The organism is Aureisphaera sp. (assembly GCF_059726885.1).
Genome location: NZ_AP041051.1, coordinates 3,550,537 through 3,568,962, shown reverse-complemented (window position 1 = coordinate 3,568,962; position 18,426 = coordinate 3,550,537). Strand labels below are relative to the sequence as shown.

The window sequence follows — 18,426 nt, the reverse complement described above, 5'->3', positions numbered from 1 at the left end:
TTAGAAATTTGGACTAAAGTTCGCCTTATTATAGAAATCATCCAGTATTTTCAATACTTGATCCTCGGAATCCACAATGTGAATTAGGTCTAAATCCTTAGGGCTAATATTTTGGTTAGCCTCAAGAAGTGTCGATTTTACCCAATCTATGAGTCCACCCCAAAAATCGGTACCTACCAAGATAATAGGGAATTGCTGAATTTTATGGGTCTGTATCAATGTCATCGCTTCAAACAGTTCATCTAAGGTTCCAAACCCACCGGGCATGACCACAAAACCTTGGGAATATTTCACGAACATTACTTTACGAACAAAGAAATAATCGAAATCCAAACTCTTGTCGCTGTCAATGTATGGATTGTCGTGTTGTTCGAAGGGAAGGTCTATGTTAAGGCCTACAGAGGTACCTCCTGCAAGGTGCGCTCCTTTATTACCCGCTTCCATAATTCCTGGTCCACCACCCGTGATTACACCATAGCCATGCTCAGTAATTTTTTTGGCAATGCTTACTGCGAGTTTATAGTACTTGTTGTCTGGCTTTGTACGCGCCGAACCAAATATGGACACGCATGGACCAATATTGCTCATGCTTTCGAATCCGTTAACGAATTCGCCCATGATCTTGAATATGGCCCAAGAGTCATTTGTTTTTATTTCATTCCAATTCTTCTGATGATTTTCAGTTCTCATAGCGCATTCTTTTATTGAAAATAACCTCGTAGAGGCTAAAGTAGTTCTTTTTTAAGGAATTTGGCGGTATGGCCCTTGCCTTGTGTTACAATTTCTTCCGGGGTTCCGATAGAGACTATTTTACCTCCTTTTTTACCCCCTTCTGGCCCAATATCGATAATGTAATCTACAGTTTTAATAACATCAAGGTTGTGCTCAATGATCAGTACTGTATTTCCTTTCTCGACCAATTTGTTCAATACCAACAATAGGACCCTGATATCTTCAAAATGTAGACCCGTAGTAGGTTCGTCCAGGATATAGAATGTGTTCCCAGTATCTCTTTTGGATAGTTCAGTGGCCAACTTAATTCGTTGTGCTTCACCACCCGAAAGGGTAGTGGATTGCTGCCCTAACGTAATATAACCAAGCCCTACATCCTGAATGGTTTTTAGTTTTCTATAGATCTTGGGAATGTGCTCGAAGAAACCACAGGCTTCATTAATGGTCATTTCTAATACATCGTAGATCGATTTGCCCTTATAGCGAATCTCAAGGGTTTCACGGTTAAAACGTTTTCCCTGGCAAGTTTCGCATTCTACGTATACATCGGGCAAGAAGTTCATTTCAATTACCTTGAGTCCACCACCCTGACAGGTTTCGCAGCGTCCTCCAGATACGTTGAAGCTAAACCTTCCCGGTTTATAACCACGTATCATTGCTTCTGGTACTTTGGCAAATAGGCTTCTTATTTCAGAAAACACCCCTGTATAGGTAGCGGGATTGGATCGTGGTGTACGTCCAATAGGCGATTGGTTAATATCTATAACCTTATCTATGTGTTTTAATCCTTCAATTTTCTGGTAAGGCATTGGTTTTTTGACCCCATTAAAGAAATGTGCATTCAGAATAGGATACAGAGTCTCGTTTATAAGGGTGGACTTACCGCTACCAGAGACACCGGTCACCCCAATCATTTTGCCCAAAGGGATCGAGATATCCACTTTTTTCAAATTGTTTCCAGTGGCTCCTTTTAAGGTAAGGATATGGCCGTTTCCTTTTCGGCGTTTGCTGGGTATTTCAATTTCCTTGGTTCCGTTCAGATAATCTGCAGTGAGGGTATGATGAGCAAGGATTTCCTCTGGTGTTCCCTTAGATACGATTTCACCTCCATGTTTGCCAGCAGCGGGACCAATATCGATTACATAGTTGGCCTTTTCTATCATATCCTTGTCATGCTCTACCACAATGACGCTATTCCCAATGTTTTTTAGTTGAACAAGGGAATCGATAAGGCGTTCGTTATCCCTTTGGTGTAATCCGATACTTGGTTCATCCAGTATGTAAAGCACGCCTACCAATTGCGAACCAATTTGGGTAGCAAGACGAATTCGTTGTGCTTCCCCACCGGAAAGGGATTTAGAACTTCTATTGAGTGAAAGGTAAGTAAGCCCAACATTTACTAAGAATCCCAATCGCGCCCTTACTTCTTTTATAATTTCTGATGCAATTTTTAATTGGGTCTCACTAAGGTCTTTTTCGATATCACTGAACCATTCTGAGAGCTCGATAACATCCATGGCAGACAGGTCTGCTATACTTTTGCCATTAATTTTGAAATTCAAGGATTCTTTTCGAAGTCTACTTCCGCCACATTCTGAACATGGGATTTTATCCATGTATTCCTTTGCCCAACGCTGTAGGGATTTGGATTCGTTGGCTTCAAATGTATTCTGCAAGAAGGTAGCCACTCCTTCAAAGTCTATTTTGTAATTACGGGTGATTCCAAGCGTCTTGGAAGCAACATCGAAGGTCTCCCTTCCTCCGTGAAAAATAATTTCCTTGGCTTCTTTAGGAATACTGTCAAAAGGATCGCTGAGTTTGAAGTCGTATTTGGTGGCGATAATTTCCATCTGCTTAAAGACCCAATTACTCTTTTGTGGACCATGTGGTGCCAGGGCCCCTTGTTTAATGGAAAGGGAAGTGTCCGGCACGATTTTGTTGAGGTTTACCTCATGTAGTTCTCCAAGCCCCTTGCAATTGGGGCACATACCCTTTGGTGAATTGAAGGAGAAATTATTAGGTTCTGGATTGGGATAGGAAATTCCAGATGTGGGGCACATTAACGACCTGCTAAAAAAGCGTACTGCTTGGGTTTCATGATCCAATACCATAAGGACGTCATCTCCATGGTACATAGCCGTAAGAATGGTTTCCGTGAGGCGGTTATCTTTGTCACTCGCTTCAGAAATCTTCAAACGATCGATGACAATTTCGATGTCATGTGTTTTATAGCGATCAATTCGCATCCCTTTAACGATATCCATAACATCGCCATCCACGCGTACTTTCAGAAACCCTTGCTTACCAATTTGCTCGAAAAGTTCTCGATAATGTCCTTTTCTGGATCGAACAACAGGTGCGAGAATGCTTACTTTTTTTCCTTCAAAATCCTTAATGATGAGCTGCTTAATTTGCTCATCACTATAGCTCACCATTTTTTCACCTGTTTGGTAACTGTAGGCGTCGCTCGCACGGGCAAATAACAGTCGGAGGAAGTCATAAATTTCGGTAATGGTTCCAACGGTGGAACGGGGACTTCGACTGGTTGTTTTTTGCTCTATGGCAATAACAGGGGACAAACCTTCTATTTTGTCTACATCTGGGCGCTCGAGACTTCCCAAAAACTGACGGGCATATGCCGAGAATGTCTCGATATAGCGTCGTTGTCCTTCCGCATAAATCGTATCGAAGGCCAAGGAAGACTTTCCACTTCCCGAAAGCCCCGTAATCACTACCAATTTTTCCCTTGGAATCGTGACATCGATGTTCTTTAGGTTATGGACGCGAGCCCCTAAAACTTCAATAACTTCTTCATTTTTTGCCATAGTTTGCAAAGGTACTTAAATGGTTTGAAAATTTGAAGGTCGAAGACTACCGAAAATGAAGTAGTTATCAAATAAAATGCTGGAAATATCTATCCGTTTGTTTCCTTCATTAGAAATTGATAGAAACTGATGGCGATGAAGAAAATGATGCTAATAATGAACGAGAAACTTATTATAAGCGTGATGATGGGTAAATTGAACAGTAGATAGGCCAAAGGCAATAGAATCCCAGTGAAAACCAAGAAAAGAAAAACAATGTAAAGATACTTGATTAGGGAAGGCATGCTTTTGTTGGATTTTCCCTGAAATTGAAAGAGTTTTGGGATAACCTCATTACTCATATATTCTCCCAGTTTGGCTAGGAACACCTCATTGAACGAAGAATCCTGAAAGGCCTCTCCGTCGATAGAATTGGCCAAGGTCATGATTTTTTCCTGATGGCGCTCAAATACAGCATTAAAATCCAATGCTTCCTTAAAACTGCCATATTTATATCCGAAGTAATACCAAAGTCCCGATCCACATTTATGCTCTAACCACTTGGCTACAATATCCTGACTGTAGATTTTTGGATATCGAATGCTTTCAGGAATACTCTTGTCTTTCGGACTCGTCATTAAAAGGGCTTTCAATTCTAAGTATAAATTCTCGGTATCTTCATAGTGATGGCTTTCTTGGAGAAATTCGATTGCCAATTTGGATTTACCTTTGTAGAATTCCTTTACTTCGAAGAAGGTAAGACCCGCAAATTCATCATCTATGTATTCTTTTAATCCAGGGAGCCACATTTTGGAGCGCATGAGCAATTCTATAATGCTCCTAAAATTATGCATCTTCTGGGTGATCTTGCTTAGGGTATCTATGGCATCGTCGCGCAATCGCTTAAGGCTACTTGCCATAAAGGCTAGATACACCATGATGACCGTTGCCAGAATTCCACTAATGGCAATAAATACATTGGAAATGTCTTCCAGTGTTTGAGCAAAGGTAACATCGGAGCCCTGCTTCTGCCATAATAGAAAAATAAGGCCAATACAAAGCAGTCCACTAATGAAAAGTGGAACAATGGCATACAAATCCTTAAAGAAAGACTTTGCTTTCATCAATTATAAGCTGTAATTGCAGCTAAAGGGAAACATTCCAATTACGGAAAGCTAAATAATACAGGCAATTACAACGGGTTTATCGAAATTTGGTTAGGGTATCAAAATTAAACGAAAAACCCATAGTTTGTAGTAAATTACCTACAAATCGTTGTTGTGTAAGCTTTTATCGATAAACGACCTAGCTAATATGATTAATCGGGTTAAAATCCAACTGCAGTATCATCACCTCGTTTATCGGCACCTCCTTCCAAATTGCCATCTGGTAGCTTTAGAATAGCATCGACTTTACCAATTACAGGAGCATTCTTTTCATCGATGATATATCCTTTATCGCCTAAGGTTTGAAGCGTGTTTGGATCGAAAGAATCTGGTTCGAACATGACCATGTCGGGCAACCACTGATGATGAAACCTTGGGGCGTTAACGGCTTCTTGCATGCTCATATCGAATTCGTACACATTTAAAATGGTTTGTAGGACAGAAGTGATGATAGTAGAACCACCGGGGGTGCCCACAGTCATCCAGAATTCACCCTCTTTTTCAACCAATGTGGGTGTCATAGAACTTAGCATGCGCTTTTGGGGGGCTATGGCATTCGCTTCACCGCCAATTAATCCAAACATATTGGGTTCACCGGGTTTTGCACTAAAATCATCCATTTCATTATTTAGGAAAAACCCCAATTCATTTACATATAACTTAGACCCAAAGGCAGCATTAAGTGTTGTGGTTACTGCAATGGCATTTCCAAATGGGTCCACAATGGAGTAGTGGGTGGTCTCCAAGCTTTCATATCCAGGAATACTTCCGTAGGATAGGCTAGAGGAAGGCGTAGCCTTATCGAATGAAAAATTATCCATTCTTCCGCTTAAATAGGCGTCCGAGATAAGGGTGTCCACGGGAATAGATACAAAATCAGGATCCCCTAAGTAATAACTCCTATCTGCATATGCCCTACGTTCCGCCTCTGTAATAACCTGAATTGCCTTGGTAGAATTATGGCCAAATTCACTTAGAGGATAGGGCTCAACCGACTTTAATATTTGTGCTAAGCAAATACCACCGCTTGAAGGCGGAGACATAGATATAATTTTCAAATCCTTATAATCGAATACAATTGGATCGCGCAATTGAGCCTCGTAAGCATCTAGGTCCTCCATGGTAATAATACCTCCTTGCCCTTTGATATAATTTACAAGTTTTTGTGCCGTTTCTCCCTGATAAAACTCCGTTCTTCCATTTTCTGCTATTCGGGTAAGGGTATTGGCCAGGGCCTCATTTTTAAAAAGGTCTCCTTCAGCAAAAGTCCCATTGTAAATAGAAGATTCACCAGATACCTCCTCGAATATGGGGCCGTAGGTATTAAACCGTTCGGCTTGCATTTCAGTTATAGTGAAACCCTCCCGAGCTAATTGAATGACAGGTGCCAATATGTCTTCTATGGGTAAAGATCCTAATTTGCTATGTACTGCAAAAATTCCTGCAATGGTTCCAGGAACTCCAACGGCCAAGCCACCTGTTTTGCTTTTGTCCCTTACATAGTCTCCATTCTCATCCAAATACATATCCCTGTGCGATGCTATGGGCGCTTTCTCACGATAATCGAAAGCCCCTAGTTCTCCATATTCCGTTCTGTATACCATAAATCCGCCACCTCCAAGGTTCCCTGCATAAGGAAATGTAACCGCTAGGGCCATTTCGGTAGCAACCATGGCATCGAATGCGTTTCCGCCCTTTTTCATGATCTCTGTTCCAATTCTCGATGCTTCCTCCCGAGCAGAAACAACCATGGCATTTTGGGCAATAACACCAATCTCTGGTTCATTCTCGATAATGGGAGTTTCATTTTTGCAAGCAATAAATAGTAAGAGGAGGGGTAACCATTTTAAATTCATAGTTCTATAAGTTTTTGGGTAACATGGGCTCTTAGTTCTTCAAAAAAATCGGTGAACTCTTGCTCAAATTCAGTGTAAAACTCTTCAAGTTCCAAAACGGCAAAGTTCATTTTAGAAACGCCTTTGGTGCGGACATTCATCTGACTCAGTATTTTACTGATCCCTTGTATGGATGCATAGCTTAACAGCCAATTGTCACTAATCATGTAGGGCATCATTCTTTGTATTCGCGCAGGTAAAATTTCGAAATTGGTTCGCAATAGTTCATAGAAACCCTCTACATACACATCGAGTGGGATATGATGATATTGTTTCCAATTTTTTGCGAGGAAATGATCGTATAGAATATCTACAATAACACCGCTATAATGACCATAATTTTTATGAAGTCGCTTAGTGCTCTGTTTTACCGTAGGGTGTTGATCCGTGTACGAATCAATAGCACGGTGCAGTAGTATACCTTTCTTAATTGCCGGGGGATACTTCTCGTATCTTCTTCCTTTAATACCATCCGCAATGAAATTGCCAATAGTAATCCCTTCATCTTCTCCAGAAAGGTATATATGTGCGAGAAAATTCATTAGGACAATTTACGAAAACGCAACATAACATTTCTGTTTAAAAAGTATCTTTGCTCAAAATTATCGTTAATGACATTAATCAAATCTATATCGGGAATCCGTGGGACTATTGGTGGTCTCCAAAAAGAAAACCTTACTCCAATTGATGCTGTAACCTATGCTGCTGCGTATGGTACTTGGGTGAAGGAACAAAGAAATAAGGAGAATTACAGAGTGGTGGTAGGCCGCGATGCCCGAATTTCTGGGGAGATGATTCAACAGCTGGTCATGAACACGCTTATTGGTTTGGGAATAGATGTTATTGATTTAGGATTATCCACAACTCCAACGGTTGAGGTGGCTGTAGATTTGGAACATGCCGATGGGGGCATTATTTTAACAGCAAGCCATAATCCAAAGCAATGGAATGCCCTTAAGCTTTTAAACAATAAGGGAGAATTCCTGAATGCTGAGGCAGGGCAGCGTGTCTTGGACATCGCTGAGGCTGGACAGATTTCTTTTGCAGAAGTAGATCACCTAGGAAAAGTAAGTAAGAATGATGCGTATATAGATTTACATATAGACGAAATACTTGATTTGGATCTAGTCAATGTCGAAGCAATCAAGAAAGCAAGTTTTAAAGTGGTGGTAGATGGTGTGAACTCTACAGGTGGGATTGCAGTACCGCTACTTTTGGAAGCATTAGGTGTGCAACCTGTGAAACTGTTTTGCACTCCCAACGGGCATTTTCCACATAACCCCGAGCCATTAAAGGAACATCTTGGGGATCTCATGGATTCGGTAGTTAAAGAACATGCCGATTTTGGCTTGGTAGTAGACCCAGATGTGGATCGGCTAGCTTTTGTTGATGAAAAGGGAGAAATGTTTGGTGAAGAATATACCCTGGTAGCAGTTGCAGATTATATATTAAAGCATAGACCTGGGAATACGGTTTCTAATATGTCATCATCTAGAGCCCTTAGGGATATTACCCTTAAACACGGGGGAAAATATACCGCAAGTGCAGTTGGAGAAGTTAATGTCGTGCAGCAAATGAAAGATACCAATGCTGTTATAGGCGGGGAAGGAAACGGAGGAATTATCTATCCAGAATTACATTATGGAAGGGATAGCTTGGTAGGCATTGCACTTTTCCTGAGTCATTTAGCAGAGGAAGGTATAAGCGTTGGTAAGATGAGAGCTGGATATCCTTCTTATTTTATGAGCAAGAAGAAAATCCAACTGACTCCAGAATTGGATGTTGATGCTTTGCTTAAGAAACTGGAAATGAAGTACGCCTCGGAAGAAATCAATACGTTGGATGGGGTTAAGATCGACTTTGCTGAAAACTGGGTTCACCTTCGAAAATCAAATACCGAACCTATCATCAGGATTTACACAGAGGCTAAATCGCAAGAAGCTGCAGACGCTTTGGCAGATCGATTTATTGAGGAAATCAAGGCGATATCTTTGGCTTAAATTTCTTACATTTGCCCCTTCAATATCTTGATTATTAAATGTTTACAAAGTCTATAGATAAGGTGGGTAAATTAGAAGCCCACTTTAATTCCTTCAGAAACAACATTGTAGGGGTAAGTCAAACTTTTCAAACTCCTTTTGGCCTAAAAGAGATGGTATATACAGACTGGACTGCCAGCGGTCGTTTGTATCGTTCAATAGAAGAAAAACTGTTGAATGAGTTTGGCCCTTTTGTAGCAAACACCCATACCCAAACTACAATAAGTGGTACGGCAATGACCAATGCGTATCACAAAGCACGAAAGATAATTAAGGATCATGTGAACGCTGATGAGAATGATGTCTTAATCACAACCGGAACAGGTATGACGGGCGCCGTGAATAAGTTTCAACGCATTTTGGGATTAAAAATCCCGGAACAGATAAAGGCACATTTAGAATTGAATGATGAAGATCGTCCTATTGTATTTGTTTCCCATATGGAACATCACAGCAATCAGACATCGTGGTTGGAAACAGTTGCCGAGGTCATCGTGGTACCAAGTAATAGTGAAGGATTATTCTGTTTAGAAAATTTCAAAAGCCTGTTAGCAGAATACGCTGAGACTCCCAATTTAAAAATCGCATCTATTACGAGTTGTTCTAATGTTACCGGAATTATAACTCCTTATTACGAGGTAGCAAAATTGATGCATGCAGTGGATGGATTATGTTTTGTAGACTTCGCATGCTCTGGGCCGTATGTAACAATAGATATGCACCCAGAAGATCCCGAATGTTACTTGGATGCAATTTTCCTTTCACCTCATAAGTTCTTGGGAGGTCCTGGAAGTTCAGGAGTTTTGGTGTTCAATAAAAAATTATACCGCAATACAGTACCGGACTGTCCCGGAGGAGGAACCGTTACTTGGACAACACCTTGGGGGAATCATAAATATGTAGATGATATAGAAGAAAGGGAAGATGGTGGAACCCCAGGTTTTATGCAGGTAATTAGGGCATCCTTGGCTATGAAGCTAAAAGAACAGATGGGGGTACAAGCGATGCTTCAAAGGGAACATGAAATATTGAGTTATTTCTTCGATCGTATCTCAGAGTCTCGTGAAATCTCAATATTGGCAGATGAGCATAAGGATCGCTTGGCAATTATCTCATTGAATATAGGGGAACTGCATTTTGACTTGGCGGTAAAAATACTAAACGATCGTTTTGGTATTCAATCAAGGGGAGGATGCAGTTGCGCTGGCACTTACGGACACTATCTCCTCGAAATAGATCAGTTGAAATCACAGTCCATCATCTCCAAAATGGAATCGGGTAGTTGTTTGTTAAAACCGGGTTGGGTACGTATATCTTTCCATCCCACTACTACGAATAAGGAAGTAGCTTTCGTTTGCGATAGCCTTCTTCAGTTGGCCGATAATTGGAGGGAGTGGCAGCATGAGTATGAATTTAAGGATGGAAAATTTATTCACAAAGATGTGGTTGAGGATTGCGCTATAACCGTATCCAAAGATTGGTTTCAACTCTAGTTTTTCAGTACCTTACCCAACTAGTTTCATTCTTTCTTATTTTCAGAAAGTAATATACTGTGATGAAAATTATTCTAGCTCCCGATAAATTTAAAGGATCACTGTCCTCTTTGGATTTTTGTGATGCTGTGGCAGATGGAATTAGTCAAGCTATCAAGGATGCCGAACTTGTTAAGCTGCCATTGGCAGATGGAGGGGATGGCACCATAGATATTATCAATTATTATTTGCACGGGGATTTTGTTCAGGCTAGGGTACACGATCCATTGTTTCGTACCATTTCTAGCCGCTATCTTTTTGCTGAAAACTCTAAAACAGCATTTGTTGAAATGGCTGAGGCATCCGGTCACAAATTATTGAGATCTTCAGAAGCGAATTGCAAGAGCGCTACCACATTGGGGACGGGAGAATTGATAATGGATGCAGTGAACAAAGGCGCCAGAAGAATTATTTTGGGTATAGGAGGGAGTGCTACCAATGATTGTGGAATGGGTATGGCAACTGCTTTAGGCTATCGTTTTTTGAACTCAATTGGTGAAACAGTAGCTCCTATTGGGGCAAACTTATCGAACGTTGTGGCCATAGATAATTCTGAAGTAGATCATAGACTGAAAGAAATCGAATTCTTTGTGGCGTGCGACGTCACCAATCCACTGTATGGCGAAAACGGTGCGGCCCATGTCTATGCAAAACAAAAGGGTGCCTCACCAGAAGACATAGAATTATTGGATAAGGGGTTAATGGACTTTGCCCAAATTCTTGAAAACCATTTTAAGGTAGATCCACAGAAAATTCCGGGTGCAGGAGCGGCAGGAGGGATGGGAATAGGTTCCATACTTTTTTTAAGTGCCCACCTTGTTCCAGGTATTGATTTGATCAAGGATTTGGCCAATTTTGAGGATCAAATACAAGATGCTGATTGGATCATTTCAGGGGAAGGACAACTGGATGAACAGACACTATCCGGTAAGACTATTAACGGGGTGTTGGATTTTGCACAAGCCAAAGGGGTTTCCGTGGCTGCTTTTTGCGGAAATATTACCTTATCGAAGACCGAAATTGAAGCTATGGGAATTCATTATTCGGATGCCATTATGAAACATACTTCAGATTTTGATGAAGCCATGAAGTGCAGTAAGGGATTTGTTAGGGAAATGGCTGTTGATTTCTGCCATTGGTTATCGAAAAAGGACTAAGAGATTTCCTTTGGGGCATTGTCTTTATACTTCCAGCGTTTGTGCGTCCAGAGATAATATGCTGGATCTTCATAAATTAATTCTTCTACCAATTTCAAAAATGTATCCGTTATTTCGAAATCAGGGAGTTCCTTGGCTTCTGTGGCAATTGTTTTAAAGGTGGTAGAGTAGTGTCCCCTTTTTATTTTTTTAGTTCCAATAAAGACCACCGCCATATTTAATCGCTTGGCAATCATCTCGGCTCCAGTGAGCACGGGTACCTTAACTCCTAAAAATTCCTGCCAATGTTTCGTTTTCCAATGTTTTGCCGTCTGATCGGCAAGAAAACCATTTATGGTCAGTTCCCCTTTCATTTGGGATGCGCCTAATTTGTGATAGGTCTCTTTCGTAGTGATAAGGTGCGTATTGTATTTGGCCCTAAGTCCTTTGATTAAGGCATCAAAATACTTGTTTTCAATTTTCTTATACACGGCGTACCCTTTATGGTTTATGTGCCGTTGTAAGATAAAAGACCATTCCCAGCTCCCGTAATGCCCGCCCATAAGCACAATACTTTTACCCTGTTTCTCCAACTTATGGATTTCCTCAACATTGGTAAATGTAAAGCGCTTGTTTAGCTCCTTTTCCGAAATAGAAAGGGACTTGACCGATTCTACGACCATGTCGCATAGGTGGTGATAAAATCTCCGGGTTATATCCTTGATTTCCTTTTCTGCTTTGTCCGGGAAAACCAATTCCAAGTTTTGTCGGACCACTTTCTTTCTATAGCCAATGAGGTAGTAAATTAGGACGAAAAGAACATCCGATATAAAATAAAGAACTCCCATTGGGAGCTTAGATAGAAACCAGATAATCGGATAAACAATAATATAAACTAGCCGTTGCATAGGTAAAGTTAGCGCAAAACTAACTAAATTTATTGCATTATAATTTCCTGCCAACAGAAAATTCCATATGCTGAACATAGATATTGTAACCATTGTTATTATAGCCGCTAACGTACTTATATCGATGAAAGGCTTTAACGATTTCTCATTTTTCGAGAAATACAAGTTTAACATCGCTGGTATACGACGGGGTGAACAAGTACGGATGTTTTCTTCCGCCTTCCTGCATGCAGATTATATGCACTTGTTTTTCAATATGCTCGCGCTTTTCTTTTTTGCACCTGTAGTGATATTTGAATTAGGCGTGCCGCGATTCGTCCTCATTTATGTGGGGAGCTTGATCGTTGGAAACCTCTTGTCGTTTTATTTCCATAAAGAAGAATTTCATTACAGCGCTGTGGGAGCAAGTGGTGCCGTTATGGGTGTTTTATACTCTGCTATTCTTTTTCAACCCAATATGACCATCAATTTCATACCGGCTTGGTTGTTCGGAATATTATACTTAGGATATTCGGTTTATGGAATGAAAAAAAGATTGGGTAATATTGGTCATGATGCACATTTTGGAGGTGCGATTGCGGGTTATGTTACGACCTTGGCTTTCGATACAGGTTTACTAGAAACCCGGTTGTGGTTAGTTATTCTATTGGCGATCCCAATTGTGGTATTATTCGTGATGTACAAAACAGGAAAAATATACTAGACATGAAACATTTAATAGTAATTATCACTTTAATAAGCACCTGCCTTATGACAGCACAAAATCATCAACCACCAAGTGTAGACGTAACAGGAGAAGGAACAGTTTCTGTTGTACCGGATCAGGTTACCGTAAGTATTCGGGTAGAAAATACCGGAAACGATGCCAAGGAAGTAAAATTGAAGAATGACCAGACTATAAGTGATGTTCTTCAGTTTCTGAAGAAGAAAAAGATTGATGATAAACATATTAAGACCGAATACATTCGCCTTAGTAAGAATTATGAATACAACACCAAGCGTTATAATTATGCAGCCAATCAGTCCATCTCGGTTAAGCTTGTCGATTTAGATGACTATGAGGAAGTTATGAATGGTCTCATTGAAACTGGGATAAATCGTATTGATGGTATTCAGTTTTCCTCGACCAAAACATCTAGCTTAGAATCTGAAGCTCGTGTCAAGGCCGTTCAAAATGCAAAAACCAAGGCAGAGGAGTATGCGGCTGTTCTTGGGCAAAAGATTGGTAAGGCCATGCATATTAGCGAATTTCAGGCGGTACAGACTCCAGGGCCTATGTTGCGATCGGCTATGGCAATGGAAAGCGCTGGACCTGGGCAAACCATGGCACCAGGCGAAATGGAAATTAAAGTTAGGGTAAACGTTCGCTTTGAGTTATACTAGTCTAATAGGCTAGCAATTTTCTGCTGTAAGGCAGGTCCTCGTAAATTTTTATCAATAATTCGGCCTTCTTCATCCAATAGGAAGGTAGCCGGAATACTGCGTACATTATACTGCCTTGCAATGGGATCTTGCCAAAACTTCAGGTTCGATACATGATACCAATCCATTTGATCGTCTTCAATTGCCTTTAACCAACGCTCTCTTTGATTGGCTTTGTCCAAGGAAACACTAATAATATTGAGTCCTTTATCGTGGTATTTGTTGTACACTTTTACCACATTTGGATTTTCCATTCGACATGGCCGGCACCAAGATGCCCAGAAATCTATAATCGTGTATTTTCCTAACACATCATTAAGCGCTAACATTTCACCATTGGGTTGTGGCGCAGTAAATTCTGGGGCAAGTCCGCCTATACCGGCTTTCTTTTTGGCAGCGATTGTATTCTTGAGGTTATCCACCATAGGGTGTTGAGCCATTTTTGGGCCTAATTCTCCAATAATCTTCGTTGCTTCTGCACCAGTCACTTCATCCTTACCTACTAATTCTGCTAGTAACATAATGCTGAAAACAGAATTTTTATTTTCGTTTACAAAATCATATTTGAATCCGCGCTCTTCGGCCTCCAGTTGTTTGCTCTGAGCCCTTAGCTCATTTACGATAATACCATCCTGCTCCTTTTGCGCCTGTCTAAAAGCAGTAGCAATTTGTTGTTTCTGGTTATTTAAGGTGGCCAATTCTTTATTAAACTCCATATACAATTCGTTTTGTTTTCCTCCTGTAACGAATGAGGAACCAATACTATCTTTGTAAATGGTTGCTTTTAATGGCTCGTTCTCCACAAAGTATATGACATTATTTCGCGAACCTTCTACACGAAACAATTCTATTTTAACCTCGTCTTCCTTTGGATAGGTAGCTGAGAACTTTCCTCCCGTTACTTCTAATGTATCCTTAATCTTGGTTTGGTTGTTTTCAACACCGTATACCAAAATCTTGGTGCCGTCCGGATAACCGGCAGCCAATCCGTCTACCGAATAAGAAGTAGAATCGGTTTCATTACAAGAAATCAAAATAAGTGTTACAAAAAGTCCAAAAAGTCGTCTCATTGCTATGTAGGTTTTATGTCACAAAAATAACAGTATTTTTTTCTGATTGCACCTTGGAATTCCGAAAATACTGTTAATTACATATGATAGCAGCCAAACTTGCAGGATAATTCTTAATTTTATATCGTACTACGCTGATAATGAAACAAAAAATTACTCAAGGGGAATTTCCCCTACGTGTCGAAATTGGCTTTAGAAAGCTGTTCAATTCCTACCGCGATAAGCTTGAAGGGAGTAATCCTATGTTCCGGGCACGTGCAGAGCAGGTACTCAAAATTGCTGAAGAATATCCGGCATTGGTTGATGGTATGTCTACTTTGGCCGATATAGAAGCGCACAAGGAACAAATAGATATCATATTGGAAGATCTTTTTGCACCCATACTGCAAAAGAACGAGATCAAGACGGCAACCATTCCTTTTCAAGACTACGTATTAAAATCTTCAGAACGCTACGATTCCATAATTAAGGTGGCTGGCGAATCTTTCGAATTTAAGCTAGCAGACTTTTCAGACGATGAAATGTTCATTATGGGGTGTAGCGTCATCCTAAATATATATTACGGATACAGGACTGACTTTAGAAGACCGTTCTTTTATGAAATTCCGGATGCACAGGGTATTATGCGTTATTACCGCGTGCTCTATAACGGGGACTTTGTAGAGATTGAGAAAACGGAGAACAGCATAGAAATTACTCCTGAAGATGTAGCCGAATTATTGGATAACTTTGACAATATCGAGATTTGGAAGAAGAAATTTCCTCCTAATAGCTGGAAATTTTCGGGCTTTGTAATTGCGAATATGTATGACGCCACTACGGATGTTGCCTTATCTAATTTCAAGGCGAATCTGCTACAAAATGATCCAAAAAATGAAAGTTTTGCAAAGCAGTTCCAAGAAATACTCAGGGCCATATTCAATTTACCTCAATTAGAAGTTGGATATTCCATTTACGATCCTGAAGATGATACGTTTCAAGCGCCACCATCGTTACTCAATGTTAAAAGTTATTTGCTGAATAAAGAAGGTAAAGAACCTTGCGACAGGGCCCTTTGTTCGCATTCCTACGATCATTTAATGAATAAGGGTGAAGCCTATTGCATATCGGACACAGATAGATACGCAAAACTGTACCCGGACAATTTGTTATATAAGAAATTACAAAAACAGGGTGTTAAAAGTGCCATCATCCAACCCATTCAGGATGAAGACAACTTATTTGGGATGATGGAAATCATATCACCAAATGCTCAGGAGCTTAATACGATTAATGCCAATAAATTGAGGGATATCATGCCTTTCTTGGTAGATTCCGTTCGTCGATCTAAACAAGAAAAGGATAACGAAATGGAACTCCTCATTCAACAGGAATGCACTTCCATTCATCCTAGTGTGCATTGGAAGTTTAAACGTGAGGCCAAGCGGGTTATCGAAAGCCAATTGAACGGTGATGAAGCTACATTTCAGGAAATAGTTTTCGAAAATGTATTCCCTTTGTTCGGCCAGATTGATATCAAGGGATCTTCCACGGCTCGTAACGAGGCCACCAAGGATGATCTTATCCTTCAGTTGAAGAAGGTGAAGAAAATACTTGTAATGGTATTCGAAAAGGAAGCTCTTCCCATCTATGAGCAGATTAATTTCCGAATCGATAATTTCCTCAAGGATATTAAACAAAACCTTCAGGTCGATAGTGAACGTAGGGTGCTTAACTTCTTACGGAATGAAATAGTTCCACTCTACGATCATTTAAGTGTAAAGGATGAGAATTTAAAAGCTTTGATCGATGAGTATCATGAGCTTTTAGATCATGATAAAGGATTTATTTATAAGCATAGAAAAGATTATGATGAGTCTGTAATGCTTATTAATAAGACCATGGCCGCGATCTTGGATAAAAAACAAGAACAGGCACAGCTCATGTATCCTCATTATTATGAACGATTTAAAACCGATGGGGTAGAGCATAACCTGTACATTGGTGAATCTATTACCAAACAGGATAGTTTTAATAAAATCTATCTATATAACTTACGTTTGTGGCAACTTCAGGCCATGTGCGAAATGGAGAATAAGTTCTACCAGTTAAAGGAAAAACTACTGGTGCCATTAGATGTAGCCTCCATGATTCTGGTCTTTAACAGTTCACTTTCCTTGCGTTTCCGTATGGACGAAAAAAGATTTGATGTAGATGGAACGTACAATGCACGTTACGAAGTGGTTAAGAAGCGGGTGGATAAAGCCTTGGTAAAGGGGACAGATGAGAGAATTACCCAGCCCGGTAAGATCACCATTGTGTATTCGCAGCGTTCAGATGAACAGGAGTACATTAAGTATGTGAATTTCTTGCAATCTAAACGCCATTTAGGGGATAATGTTGAAATATTGGATTTAGAAGACTTGCAAGGGGTTACAGGCCTTAAGGCTATTAGGGTAAATGTTCTTTACAATCGAGGGAAGAAAGATAAGTCTTACTATACCTATGAGGATTTAATGAAGGAAATTAGCAACTAACCTTGTGGGGTTCCACTAACCAGAAAAGAAATTACAAAAGCAATAACAGAGATAACTATACCGCTCATAAAAATGGTATAGGTCAACCTTAGTATTGTGTATTTTCTCTGAAGTACCAGTCCCAGAAAGTACAAATCCTTGGTTAACGAGGAATAGATATACTCCTTGTCCTTTAGCATTTCATTCATTGCCCAATCGTACTCCGATAAACTCATTTGATGAAAATTCCCAAAGAACAATAGGTTCACCTTCTTGTTTTCCACATCCTCCTTGGTAAACTTACCACTGGTAACATTAGGCCTTGTAGCCAATACAGACATTACAATGGAAACCACGGTAACCAAAATGAATATTATCGTAGGAACAATTAGATATGCATTGGAGGGATTGTCCAATTTTGGAATTAAATTGGAAAGAGCAATCGAAATAATAATTGCATTTACCGAGAGCAAGATATTAGCCTTGGTATCTGCGATATCACTTAGTTTAATATGATTTCGAAGGGTAACCCTAAATACACTCTGAATCGCTTTCTCAGGATCTATCGCCTTTGCCTGTGCCTTTAGCTTTTTTTCTTCTTTCTTTTTTTGAAGGGCTTTTTCTGCCTTAAGGGCTTCACTTTCCTGTATCATGAGTTTTAGATTTTCTTCTTTTTTTGGAGTCCAATGCTCAACCGCATATTTGGAGGTGTACCGATGTCTATTCTGCAATAGATCAATGTTTTCAACTAACCATTTCCTTCGGCTATAATCTGCACATCCTTGCATTTTCCATTCCAGTCTAAGAAATTCACTGGCCTCCTGAAAATAATCTTTGGCAAAATGCGAGGCATCTGCATCACGAATAATTTTTTCCATTTCAGTAGTAGGCACAGCATCAAATTTTGTAGCCATGATACATTTGCCTATTTGGGCCAATAGCTCATCTGTAGCCCCCTGTTCTTTAAGGAATTTTGTTGCGATCTCAATACTTCTAGCTTCATGTTCCTCCCCTCCATAGATGTAACCGACATCATGAAAAAGGGCAGCCAACAACAAAATTTCGGCTTCTTCTTCGGTTAGGTCACTCCCATCAATTATTTCTTTTGTACTTTTAAATACACGTTTGGTATGGGTAAGGTTATGATAGAGGCAATTGCTTGGTAACTCTTCAGAAAGAAGTTGCTGGACATATGCTTCAGATTTTTCAATGAGTGTTGACATACCA

General features: G+C 40.1%; 14 protein-coding genes. 6 read left to right on the top strand and 8 right to left on the bottom strand.

The genetic code is table 11. From position 1 onward, the window contains the following. The 5 genes from AC6JAD_RS16065 to AC6JAD_RS16045 form a co-directional block, all read right to left on the bottom strand. Entirely contained in the window at positions 1 to 690 is a 690-nt protein-coding gene (locus AC6JAD_RS16065) for an LOG family protein (RefSeq protein ID WP_461303937.1), read from the bottom strand. Between the two features lie 35 nt (positions 691 to 725). Further along, a complete protein-coding gene (gene uvrA, locus AC6JAD_RS16060; protein WP_461303938.1) occupies positions 726 to 3,557 on the bottom strand; it encodes an excinuclease ABC subunit UvrA in 2,832 nt (943 codons plus the stop codon). Between the two features lie 89 nt (positions 3,558 to 3,646). After that, the gene (locus AC6JAD_RS16055) at positions 3,647 to 4,660 is read right to left on the bottom strand and encodes a hypothetical protein (RefSeq protein WP_461303939.1); all 1,014 of its coding nucleotides are present in this window, start codon (positions 4,658 to 4,660) and stop codon (positions 3,647 to 3,649) included. A gap of 203 nt (positions 4,661 to 4,863) precedes the next feature. Continuing rightward, entirely contained in the window at positions 4,864 to 6,558 is a 1,695-nt protein-coding gene (ggt, locus tag AC6JAD_RS16050; RefSeq protein ID WP_461303940.1) for a gamma-glutamyltransferase, read from the bottom strand. Further along, a complete protein-coding gene (locus AC6JAD_RS16045; protein WP_461303941.1) occupies positions 6,555 to 7,139 on the bottom strand; it encodes an acyl carrier protein phosphodiesterase in 585 nt (194 codons plus the stop codon). Before AC6JAD_RS16045 ends, ggt begins: the two co-directional genes overlap by 4 nt. Before the next feature lie 69 nt (positions 7,140 to 7,208). On the opposite strand from AC6JAD_RS16045, the gene glmM reads away from it, so the two are divergent. The 3 genes from glmM to AC6JAD_RS16030 all read left to right on the top strand — a co-directional run bounded on the left by glmM (position 7,209) and on the right by AC6JAD_RS16030 (position 11,325). Next, positions 7,209 to 8,597 carry a phosphoglucosamine mutase gene (gene glmM, locus AC6JAD_RS16040; RefSeq protein WP_461303942.1) on the top strand — a complete coding sequence of 463 codons (1,389 nt, stop codon included), beginning with the start codon at positions 7,209 to 7,211 and terminating at the stop codon, positions 8,595 to 8,597. Positions 8,598 to 8,635: 38 nt separating this feature from the next. Further along, a complete protein-coding gene (locus tag AC6JAD_RS16035) occupies positions 8,636 to 10,129 on the top strand; it encodes an aminotransferase class V-fold PLP-dependent enzyme (RefSeq protein ID WP_461303943.1) in 1,494 nt (497 codons plus the stop codon). Between the two features lie 62 nt (positions 10,130 to 10,191). Next, positions 10,192 to 11,325, top strand: a complete 1,134-nt coding sequence (locus AC6JAD_RS16030; protein WP_461303944.1) for a glycerate kinase — start codon at positions 10,192 to 10,194, stop codon at positions 11,323 to 11,325. Here AC6JAD_RS16030 and AC6JAD_RS16025 read toward each other — a convergent pair. After that, positions 11,322 to 12,212: a lysophospholipid acyltransferase family protein gene (locus tag AC6JAD_RS16025; protein WP_461303945.1), complete on the bottom strand. Its 891-nt coding sequence runs from the start codon at positions 12,210 to 12,212 to the stop codon at positions 11,322 to 11,324. The two genes, AC6JAD_RS16030 and AC6JAD_RS16025, sit on opposite strands and share 4 nt — an antisense overlap. 67 nt (positions 12,213 to 12,279) lie before the next feature. On the opposite strand from AC6JAD_RS16025, the gene AC6JAD_RS16020 reads away from it, so the two are divergent. Together AC6JAD_RS16020 and AC6JAD_RS16015 are read left to right on the top strand one after the other, a co-directional pair. Continuing rightward, positions 12,280 to 12,915, top strand: a complete 636-nt coding sequence (locus AC6JAD_RS16020; protein ID WP_461303946.1) for a rhomboid family intramembrane serine protease — start codon at positions 12,280 to 12,282, stop codon at positions 12,913 to 12,915. 2 nt (positions 12,916 to 12,917) lie between these two features. Beyond that, positions 12,918 to 13,595, top strand: a complete 678-nt coding sequence (locus AC6JAD_RS16015; RefSeq protein ID WP_461303947.1) for an SIMPL domain-containing protein — start codon at positions 12,918 to 12,920, stop codon at positions 13,593 to 13,595. Here the strand turns inward: AC6JAD_RS16015 and AC6JAD_RS16010 are convergent. Then, on the bottom strand, positions 13,592 to 14,704 hold the full coding sequence (locus AC6JAD_RS16010) for a redoxin domain-containing protein (protein WP_461303948.1): 1,113 nt from the start codon (positions 14,702 to 14,704) through the stop codon (positions 13,592 to 13,594). The two genes, AC6JAD_RS16015 and AC6JAD_RS16010, sit on opposite strands and share 4 nt — an antisense overlap. A 140-nt stretch (positions 14,705 to 14,844) precedes the next feature. On the opposite strand from AC6JAD_RS16010, the gene AC6JAD_RS16005 reads away from it, so the two are divergent. Further along, a complete protein-coding gene (locus AC6JAD_RS16005) occupies positions 14,845 to 17,220 on the top strand; it encodes a GAF domain-containing protein (protein WP_461303949.1) in 2,376 nt (791 codons plus the stop codon). Here AC6JAD_RS16005 and AC6JAD_RS16000 read toward each other — a convergent pair. Beyond that, positions 17,217 to 18,422, bottom strand: coding sequence for a Pycsar system effector family protein (locus tag AC6JAD_RS16000; protein ID WP_461303950.1), 1,206 nt, complete (start codon positions 18,420 to 18,422; stop codon positions 17,217 to 17,219). The two genes, AC6JAD_RS16005 and AC6JAD_RS16000, sit on opposite strands and share 4 nt — an antisense overlap. Between the last annotated feature and the right edge of the window lie 4 nt (positions 18,423 to 18,426).

Bases quoted from the DNA above. Each gene is read 5' to 3' on its own strand.
- AC6JAD_RS16045 (WP_461303941.1), bottom strand. From the start codon at position 7,139: ATGAATTTTCTCGCACATATATACCTTTCTGGAGAAGATGAAGGGATT.
- AC6JAD_RS16015 (WP_461303947.1), top strand. From the start codon at position 12,918: ATGAAACATTTAATAGTAATTATCACTTTAATAAGCACCTGCCTTATG.
- AC6JAD_RS16025 (WP_461303945.1), bottom strand. From the start codon at position 12,212: ATGCAACGGCTAGTTTATATTATTGTTTATCCGATTATCTGGTTTCTA.
- AC6JAD_RS16005 (WP_461303949.1), top strand. From the start codon at position 14,845: ATGAAACAAAAAATTACTCAAGGGGAATTTCCCCTACGTGTCGAAATT.
- AC6JAD_RS16020 (WP_461303946.1), top strand. From the start codon at position 12,280: ATGCTGAACATAGATATTGTAACCATTGTTATTATAGCCGCTAACGTA.
- uvrA (WP_461303938.1), bottom strand. From the start codon at position 3,557: ATGGCAAAAAATGAAGAAGTTATTGAAGTTTTAGGGGCTCGCGTCCAT.
- AC6JAD_RS16000 (WP_461303950.1), bottom strand. From the start codon at position 18,422: ATGTCAACACTCATTGAAAAATCTGAAGCATATGTCCAGCAACTTCTT.
- AC6JAD_RS16010 (WP_461303948.1), bottom strand. From the start codon at position 14,704: ATGAGACGACTTTTTGGACTTTTTGTAACACTTATTTTGATTTCTTGT.
- AC6JAD_RS16065 (WP_461303937.1), bottom strand. From the start codon at position 690: ATGAGAACTGAAAATCATCAGAAGAATTGGAATGAAATAAAAACAAAT.
- AC6JAD_RS16030 (WP_461303944.1), top strand. From the start codon at position 10,192: ATGAAAATTATTCTAGCTCCCGATAAATTTAAAGGATCACTGTCCTCT.
- AC6JAD_RS16035 (WP_461303943.1), top strand. From the start codon at position 8,636: ATGTTTACAAAGTCTATAGATAAGGTGGGTAAATTAGAAGCCCACTTT.
- glmM (WP_461303942.1), top strand. From the start codon at position 7,209: ATGACATTAATCAAATCTATATCGGGAATCCGTGGGACTATTGGTGGT.
- ggt (WP_461303940.1), bottom strand. From the start codon at position 6,558: ATGAATTTAAAATGGTTACCCCTCCTCTTACTATTTATTGCTTGCAAA.
- AC6JAD_RS16055 (WP_461303939.1), bottom strand. From the start codon at position 4,660: ATGAAAGCAAAGTCTTTCTTTAAGGATTTGTATGCCATTGTTCCACTT.